This is a genomic window from Streptomyces sp. NPDC059456 (assembly GCF_042750055.1).
Lineage (GTDB): Bacteria > Actinomycetota > Actinomycetes > Streptomycetales > Streptomycetaceae > Streptomyces.
Genome location: NZ_JBHYVA010000395.1, coordinates 1 through 7,844, shown reverse-complemented (window position 1 = coordinate 7,844; position 7,844 = coordinate 1). Strand labels below are relative to the sequence as shown.

The window sequence follows — 7,844 nt, the reverse complement described above, 5'->3', positions numbered from 1 at the left end:
GAACGGGACCGGGCGCGGAGCCGACCCCGAAGGCCCTGTGGGCACCGCCGGCGGGTGCGCCGTCCGGGGCCGGGCGGGAGCCGGCCGCCTCGTACCCGCTGAACAGGTCGCCGAGCCCCGCCGGAGGCTCGCGCCAGCCGGACGGCGCGGGGGCGGGCTGACGGCGTCCGATCCGGATCGAGTCGAGCTTCGGCAGATCGGTGCGGCGCAGGAGGTCGGCGGTGGCCAGGGCGATGCGTACGCCGGTCCAGTCCTCGCCGGTGCGCTGGGCGACCGAGGCGCGCAGCACGAGGCGGCCGGTGCCCTCGCCCTGCCGGTGGGCGAGGCGGTAGGCGGGCACCCAGACGGCGCCGGGCACCGCGTACTCCAGCTCCAGCTCCAGCTCCGGCTCCGGTTCCCGGTCCGGCTCCTCCCCTTCGGCGGCGCCGCCGAGGGTCAGGACCGCGCAGACCGTGGTCTCCACGTGCCGGGACGGTGCGTCGGTGGAGGCGCGGGCGAGCCTGTCCGCGGCGACGGAGAGTTCGTGCTCGGCGAGGCGCTCCGCCTCCTGCAGTTCGGCGAGGCGCGCGTGCAGTGCGGTCAGCCGGGCGTCGACGAAGTCGGCGAGCTCCAGCCATGCGTCGACCGGCGTACGGCGGTGCGGGTCCCCGCGCCTGCGCTCCGGCGGCGCCGGGCGCAGCCCCCGGATTTCCTCGATCAGGCCCAGTTGCCGCTCTCGGCGGCCCTGTGCCGCCGCGTACCGTTCGCGCAGCCGCTCGACCTCGCGCCGCAACGCGTCGGGTGCGCCGGCGCCCAGGGGCTCGGCCCCGGCCTCCACGCGGGCCTCGGTGACGCGCACTCCGGGGGCGTTCAGGACGCGGGCCCGCAGGGAACCGGGGTCCATCGAGCGGGGCAGCCCCGTCACCCGCAGCCGGGCGTCCGGCGGCATGCTGCCGCGCACCAGGCGGCGGCAGACCGCCCCCTGCGCGTACACCACGACCGAATCGAGGGTCGACCCCCAGGTCCGTGCCGTCTTGTCGGTCATGTGCTCCGCCCCGCCCCCGTCGCGTCCGTGCTGAGCGAAGCCTACGCCCGGGGGCCGGGCGTGTACGGGTGACCCCGTCGTCCGCGCGGGCCGCCCGTCAGCTGGCGGAGCCCGCCGCCGAACCCGTCGCGAGGTCCGCGCCCCAGCGGGCGATCGCGGCCGGCAGGTCGAGCGCACCCGGGCGCAGGCCGGAGTCCTCGGCGGGCCAGTCCTCGCGGGGGACGCGCCACATCACCTCGAACTCGTTGCCGTCCGGGTCCTTGGCGTAGAAGGACTTGGAGACCAGGTGGTCGCTCGCGCCGACCAGGGCACCCCGGTCGGTGAGCTTCTGCCCCAGCTCGGCGAGCTCGCCGAGGGTGCCGACCTCCCAGGCGAGGTGGTAGAGCCCGACCCGGCCCTGCTCGGGACCGGGCGCGTCGCCGCCGACCGAGAACAGCCCGAGGTCGTGGTCGTTGAGGCTGCCGGGAGCGCTCAGGAAGGCGGCCCGTCCGGCGACCATGTGGTCGACCCGGAATCCGAACACGTCGGAGTAGAACGCGACGGAGCGCTCGACGTCGCGGATCCAGAGCACGGCGTGGTTGAGGCGGCGTACGGACATGGGGCGGCGCTCCCGATGGCTCGAAGGGGGTGGCTCGATCTGGTGGGTACCAGCATAACGTTCAAATTCGAACTATCGACCCCGGAGCCCTGTTCTCCGCCCGCGCCGGACGATTACGTTGGTTTTCCTTCCCGAAGGCTCCGGGAGGCTTCGTCTTGTCGGCGCCGTTACTCCCCGGCGATCCACGGCAGTCGGGCACGTTCTACCTCGACGGACGCCTCGGCGCCGGCGGCCGGGGCGTGGTGTAGGAGGGCTACGGCGCCGACGGCCGGCGGGTGGCCGTCAAGGCACTGCACGGGGTGGAGGACCACGACCGGGACAGGCTCCGCAAGGAGGTCGAGGCCTGGAGCCGGGTGGCTCCCTTCTGCACCACCACCGTGCTCCACGCCGACCTCGACGGAGCGGTCCCGTACGTCGTGAGCGAATACGTGGCCGGGCCCGACCTGCGGCGGGCGGTCACCGCCGGCGGACCCTGCGGCCCGCAGGAGCGGCGCCGCCTCGCGATCGGCGTCGCCACCGCCCCCTGGTCGCCGTCCACCGGGCCGCCGTCGTGCACCGGGACGTCGAGCGCGAGAACATCCTCCTCGGCCCCGACGGCCCCCGCGTGATCGACTTCGGCATCGCCCGGATCATGGAGGGCGCCGCCACCGCAGGCCTGCCCATGGGCACCCTGCGCTGCATGCCGCCCGAGCGCTACCGCGGCGAGAACGGAGACGCCGAGGTCGACGTGTGGGGCCGGGGCGCCGTCGTGTTCTTCGGCGCGACGGGCCGGCACGCCTTCGACGGGGACACCGCCGGGGCGCTGACCTACCAGGTCGCCATCCACGAGCCCGACACCTCCGTACTGCGGGAACCGCTGCGCTCCCTCGTCGGCGCGGCGCTCTCCAAGGACCCGGCGGACAGGCCGTCCTCGGAGCAGCTGCTGCTGTCCCTCGTCGGCCGCTCCGGCCTCGCCGACGTCGTGAAGGGGGGGCGTTCCCGAAAGCCCGCCGGGCCCCGAGGGGCCCTCGCGCTCCGACGGCGCGGAGACCGCCTTCTCCCGCCTGGGCACCGCCGCGCAGGAGGCTGTCTCCCCGGTGCTGCTGCGGCTGGTCGCCCCGGGGGAGCGCGCCGAGGACACGCTGCGCTCGGCGCACCGGTCCGAGTCCGCCGACGGACGGACCTGCAGGAGGTGCTGGACCGGGTCCTGACCGCCTTCACGCAGGCCCGGATCCTGGTCCGGGACTGCGATTCGGGCACCCTCTCCCGCGCCGCCCTGATCCGGGCCTGGCCCCGGCTGCGCGACTGGGCGGAGGCCGAACGCCCGGGCCTGGGCGTCCACCAGCGCCTGTCGGAAGCGGCCCGGCTCTGGGAGGGGAACGGCCGCAAGAACAACGACCTGTTCCAGGGCGCCGAGCTGGAACGCACCCGCGACTGGGCCGCGACGGGGCGCCGCCACCTCACCCTCAACCACACCGAGCGGGGCTTCCTGGACGCCGGGTCCGCACCGACCCGGCGCCACGGCCGCTTGTGCGTCCTGCTCAGCGCCGTACCGGCCGTCCTGCCGGTCCTCGCAGTCGGCGCGGCCGCCGTGGCGTTCGACCGGCGCCGCACCGTGATCGCCCGGCGCCGGACCGTCACCGGCCGGCGGGACCGGGCGGCCTCCGCCCAGGTCGCCGGCACGGCCCAGTCCGTCCGCGGCACCGATCCCGGGCTCGGCCGCAGGCTCGCGATCGCCGCGGCGGGCCTGGCCGACACCCCCGAGTCGTGGTCGGCGCCGCAGGCCCTGCGCTACCAGTGGGCCACGGACGCGGTCAGGCCGCCCGGCTCCGTCCCGGCCTTCCCCGATCGCGATGCCACCGGGCAGACGCTCATGGCCGCCGCGGACACGAACGTGGAGTTCTGGAACGTCGAGACCCGCACGAAGACCGGCTCCTGCACGGCTCCGGCCAGGATCCACCGGGTCGGCCTCTCCGACGACGGCACGACGGCCGCCGTGAGCACCGACGACGGGTACACCCGCGTGCTCGACGTCGCCCGCGCCCGGCCGCGCGACGCCCACGCCTTCCCCACCCCCGAGATGTACGGCGGATACCGGTCGCCCGTGAGACCCAGCCCCTCGGGCACCTGTCTGCTGAGTGAAACGGTCGACGCGGACACGAAGTCCACCCTGACGGTGTGGGACACCCGGACCGCAGAACAGAAGTTCACCGAGAGCGCCTGCGGGAACGTCCTCCACCTCATGCATTCCTCGTTCTCACCGGACGAGGCGGTGTTCTCCGTCCCCGGATCCACGGAGCACGGGTTCACCCGGGTCGACCTGCGCACCAGGAAGGAGCTGCCCGTCCCCTTCCCCACCACCGATCTCAAGACCGAGGACATCACCGGCCGACGAGAAGAAGCCGGTCCTGGGCAGCCTGCCGGTCGTGGACCAGCAGGCGCGCAGCGGGGCGTCGATCGCCTTCGCGTTCGCACCCGACGGGAAGTCGCCGGCCGGCCAGGTCGTGACGAAGGACGAGGCCAACACACTCACGTTCTGGGCTCTACACACACCCCGCGGCTTCCGCCCCTACATCCGGCTCTGGGACGCCCGTACGCTCCGGCCCAAGGGCCAGGACCTGAGCACCGGCCCGGTCTGGACGTGCCTGTCCGCACCGGCGACGGCGACCGCCGTCTCCCCGGACGGCCGGCTGTTCGCCACCGTGCACGCATCCCGGCCCGGCCACCAGATCGAGGTGTGGGACAGCCGCACCCGCACCCGGCTCGGCGTACCGCTGACCGGGGCCGTGGACGAGGTCGTGGTGGTCGCGTTCACCCCCGACGGTTCGGCCGTGACGGGGGCCGACAACCACGACGGGGTCTTCACCCACCCCCTCGCCCCCGGGCAGCTGGTCCGGGACCTCTGCGCCCTCTCGGGACCCCTCGGCGAGCAGGAGTGGAAGACACACATCCCCGACGTCCCCCACCGCAAGACCTGCTGACGGCATGCACGCCGGCCACGGGCCCGCCGTACGGGCCGTGGCCGGGCGGGTCCTCTGTCGCGACGGGGGTCCGCCCGCCACACTGGTGGCCACGGGGCGCGGCGCCCCGTCACGAGGAGGTGGTGGTGGGGTGTCGTCGGCGAACCCTGCAGAACAGCCCGCTCCGGTCGTGCGGCCCGAGGTGTGGGAGACGTACGGTCCGGCCGATCTCAGTGCCGTGCCGGTGTTCGCCGGAGGGTTCATCAACTTCGGCTACTGGCGCGCCGTGGACCTCGAACGGCCCCTGTCCCAGGACGACCGGATCCGCAGCGAGCAGGACCTCTACCGGCACGTACTCGACGCGGCCGGCCCCGGCGGCGGCCGGGCCGTGGAGATCGGCTGCGGTCTGGGCCTCGGATGCGCCCTCGCCCTGGAGGAGTACGGGCCCGCACAGATCACCGGAGTGGACATCCACCCCCAGCAGCTCCGGCGGGCCCGCGAAGCCAACTCCCACCTCCTCGAAGCAGAGCCGGACCGGCTGAGCTTCGTGCTCGGGGCGGCGGAGAACCTGCCGCTCGGCGACTGTGCGTTCGACTGCCTCTACAGCGTCGAGGCGGCCCAGCACTTCCCGGACCTGCCCGCGTTCGCCCGCGAGGCGGCGCGCGTCCTGCGCCCCGGCGGACGGATCGCGGTCACCAGCTTCTTCAGCGTCGACGGTGCGCCCGCCCCGGCGGAGCGGCTCGCCGGGCTGCTCGACTCGTTCGCCAGCGGCCTGGACATCGCCCGGCCCGTGTCCCGGCTCGGCGAAGCCCTGGCCGACGCCGGTTTCACCGACGTGCGCATCACCTCGATCGGCCCGCAGGTCTGGCCCGGCTGGGACCGCTGGCTCGCCCGCCTCTGGGAGCCGGGCACCTGGCCCCGCAACTTCCTGGCCGCCTGGGAACAACAGATCCTCGACTACTACCTGGTCACCGCCACCCGACCGTAGCCCGCACGGGAACGGGCCCCCTCCACCCGGGGCCCGATACCGGTCACGGCGCTCCCGGAACACCTCAACGGCGTTCCGGGAAGGCGAGTTCCGCGCCCCGACCTCGCACCCGACCTCGCACCCGGTCTCGCACCCGGTCTCGCACACGAACACGCCGTCGGGGCGCGGAACCGCACCCCTGCACGCGCTGCTCCGCGCCGCCCGGCAACTCCGACCGCGGACACCTCCTTTGGGCCCGGTACCACTCAAACCCACACACCTCACAGGTCACCTGGGTAGAGTCCGCACCCAACACCGTCCATCAGAGGAGTCCACATGTCCGCTCGGGAGATTCCCAACCTCAAGTCCCAGTACGCAGAGAAGGTCGCCGCCGACCTCGACCTCAACACCGCGGAGCAGGAGCGCATCCGAGAGGAGATCACCTCCCTCCAGGAGCGCCTGGCCGGTCTGGAGCAGGACCACGCACTCCTCGTCGGCATGCGGGCGGCCCTCGGTGACGTCGCGGCTGCGCTGCCCGCCCCGCGCGCCGGCAAGAAGGCCGCGACACCCACCACCACCACGGCCGCCACCGTGAAGAAGGCGACCGCCACGAAGGCGCCCGCGAAGAAGGCGCCCGCGAAGAAGCCGGCCGCCACCAAGGCAGCCGCCACCAAGACGGCGGCCAAGAACGCAACCGGCGCGAAGGCGGCCGGCGCGAAGACGGCCACGGTGAAGGCCGCACCGAAGGCGCCCGCGAAGGCCGCGGAGAAGGCGCCCGCGAAGGAGAAGGCCGTCGCGTCCAAGGAGAAGCAGGTCCCGCTGACCGAGCTGATCCACCGGCACCTGACCGGTCAGGCGGAGCCGAAGACGGCCCGCGAGATCGCGCAGGCCCTGAAGGCCGCGCACCCGGACCGCAGCGTCAGCGACAACCTGGTGCGCACGACCACCGAGCGTCTGGTGGCCCGCAGCCTGGCGGAGCGCGTCAAGCAGGGCGCCACCGTCTACTACACGGCCCTCCCGCACCACGGTGGGGCTGCCGAGGCCGTCGCGGCCCCTGCCGTCGCCGACGAGGTGGCGGCCGGAACTGAGACGGAAACCACTCCGGTGCCCGCCACCGCCTGACCAGCCCTGCCAAGGGCGCCGCGACGCGGTGCTTCCCCGGGCCTGCAGGCTTCCGCCCTCCGGCCCGGGGGTGGCGAACGGGCCGTTCGGACGAGCCGGGTCCGTGTGCGCGTGACCTACTCTGGATCGGAATCGTGAGTTCCGGGGGTCGAGCGCAAAGGAAGAGCGCGTCCATGGGCATCACCAGCAGTTCCGTGCGTCGTCGACGGGCGGGGTCCGCCGTGGCGGGGGCCGTCCTCGGCCTTCTGGCGGCAGTGGCCACCCCGGCCTTCGCCGCCACGGACGGTTCCGCGGGGCGGCCCGCGGCCGGCTCGGAGCAGGCCAAGCAGGCCAGGGAAGCCAAGCAGGCCAGGGAAGCCAAGCAGGCCAGGGAAGCCAAGCGGGCCAGGGAAGCCAAGCGGGCCAGGGAAGCCAAGCGGGCCAAGGGTGCCGCCACGATCCCCCTGGGCATCTCCCGGCTGGCGCAGGGACCGGGTCGTGACGTCGCCATCACCATCGACGACGGGCCGGACCCCCACTGGACCCCGCAGGTCCTCCAGGTACTGAGGCAGAACCACGTCAAGGCCACCTTCTGCATGATCGGAACCAAGGCGCAGAAGTACCCGGAGCTGGTGCGCGAGGTCGCCGCGGAGGGCCACCAGCTGTGTGACCACTCCGTCGACCACGACGTGACGATGGACCACAAGCCCGTCGCCTATCAGCGGCAGCAGATCCTGGACGCCAAGACCATGATCGAGAAGGCCGTGCCGGGCGTCGCCGTGAACTACTACCGGGCGCCGGGCGGTGCCTTCACCCCCGACAGCCGTGCGATAGCCGTCGCGAGCGGCATGCGGCCGCTGGGCTGGAGCGTGGACCCCAGGGACTGGAGCCGCCCCGGCCTGCCGGCGATCGTCGCCGCCGTGGAGGGCAAGCTGCCCCGGCAGCCGACCGTCCTGTTCCACGACGGCGGCGGCGACCGCAGCGAGACGGTCGCCGCGCTCAAGGAGTACCTGCCCTGGCTGGCCAAGCAGGGCTACGGCTTCACCTTCCCGGCCCTCACCACCCCGTAGGCCCGGGCCCGGGGCTCACGCCCCGGTCTCCCGTACGTACGCCCCCGCCGCCGCGGCCACCCCCCCGGCGGGGGCGGCGCGGGCGGCGCCCCGGGGGTGCGCGGGGGCTACAGAGGGGGGCGCGGGCGCGGCGCGGGTGGGAGAG

Annotated in this window: 8 protein-coding genes and 1 pseudogene; 6 read left to right on the top strand and 3 right to left on the bottom strand. The window is 74.2% G+C overall.

Features of this window, described 5'->3' with window-relative positions:
* On the bottom strand, positions 1–1,024 hold a 1,024-nt coding region (locus ACFXA3_RS28000; RefSeq protein ID WP_385191220.1), incomplete at its 3' end, for a DUF4139 domain-containing protein.
* Positions 1,025–1,121: 97 nt separating this feature from the next.
* Positions 1,122–1,622, bottom strand: coding sequence for a VOC family protein (locus ACFXA3_RS27995; RefSeq protein WP_385191218.1), 501 nt, complete (start codon positions 1,620–1,622; stop codon positions 1,122–1,124).
* A 275-nt stretch (positions 1,623–1,897) separates the two neighbouring features.
* Between ACFXA3_RS27995 and ACFXA3_RS27990 the strand changes: the two genes are divergently transcribed.
* Both ACFXA3_RS27990 and ACFXA3_RS27985 read left to right on the top strand, forming a co-directional pair.
* On the top strand, positions 1,898–2,230 hold the full coding sequence (locus ACFXA3_RS27990; RefSeq protein WP_385191216.1) for a hypothetical protein: 333 nt from the start codon (positions 1,898–1,900) through the stop codon (positions 2,228–2,230).
* A pseudogene (locus ACFXA3_RS27985) lies at positions 2,173–2,982 on the top strand (hypothetical protein); the annotation flags it as partial. The gene ACFXA3_RS27990 and the pseudogene ACFXA3_RS27985, both read left to right, overlap by 58 nt.
* A 410-nt stretch (positions 2,983–3,392) precedes the next feature.
* On the opposite strand, the gene ACFXA3_RS27980 reads toward ACFXA3_RS27985, so the two are convergent.
* The gene (locus ACFXA3_RS27980; protein WP_385191214.1) at positions 3,393–3,845 is read right to left on the bottom strand and encodes a hypothetical protein; all 453 of its coding nucleotides are present in this window, start codon (positions 3,843–3,845) and stop codon (positions 3,393–3,395) included.
* Between the two features lie 182 nt (positions 3,846–4,027).
* Between ACFXA3_RS27980 and ACFXA3_RS27975 the strand changes: the two genes are divergently transcribed.
* The 4 genes from ACFXA3_RS27975 (at position 4,028) to ACFXA3_RS27960 (ending at position 7,699) form a co-directional block, all read left to right on the top strand.
* Positions 4,028–4,582: a WD40 repeat domain-containing protein gene (locus ACFXA3_RS27975; protein WP_385191212.1), complete on the top strand. Its 555-nt coding sequence runs from the start codon at positions 4,028–4,030 to the stop codon at positions 4,580–4,582.
* A gap of 130 nt (positions 4,583–4,712) precedes the next feature.
* Positions 4,713–5,549 carry a class I SAM-dependent methyltransferase gene (locus ACFXA3_RS27970; RefSeq protein WP_385191210.1) on the top strand — a complete coding sequence of 279 codons (837 nt, stop codon included), beginning with the start codon at positions 4,713–4,715 and terminating at the stop codon, positions 5,547–5,549.
* A gap of 315 nt (positions 5,550–5,864) precedes the next feature.
* The gene (locus ACFXA3_RS27965) at positions 5,865–6,650 is read left to right on the top strand and encodes a hypothetical protein (RefSeq protein ID WP_385191208.1); all 786 of its coding nucleotides are present in this window, start codon (positions 5,865–5,867) and stop codon (positions 6,648–6,650) included.
* 173 nt (positions 6,651–6,823) lie between these two features.
* Positions 6,824–7,699 (top strand): polysaccharide deacetylase family protein, encoded by an 876-nt coding sequence (locus ACFXA3_RS27960; protein WP_385191206.1) that lies wholly within the window; start codon positions 6,824–6,826, stop codon positions 7,697–7,699.
* Positions 7,700–7,844 lie beyond the last annotated feature (145 nt).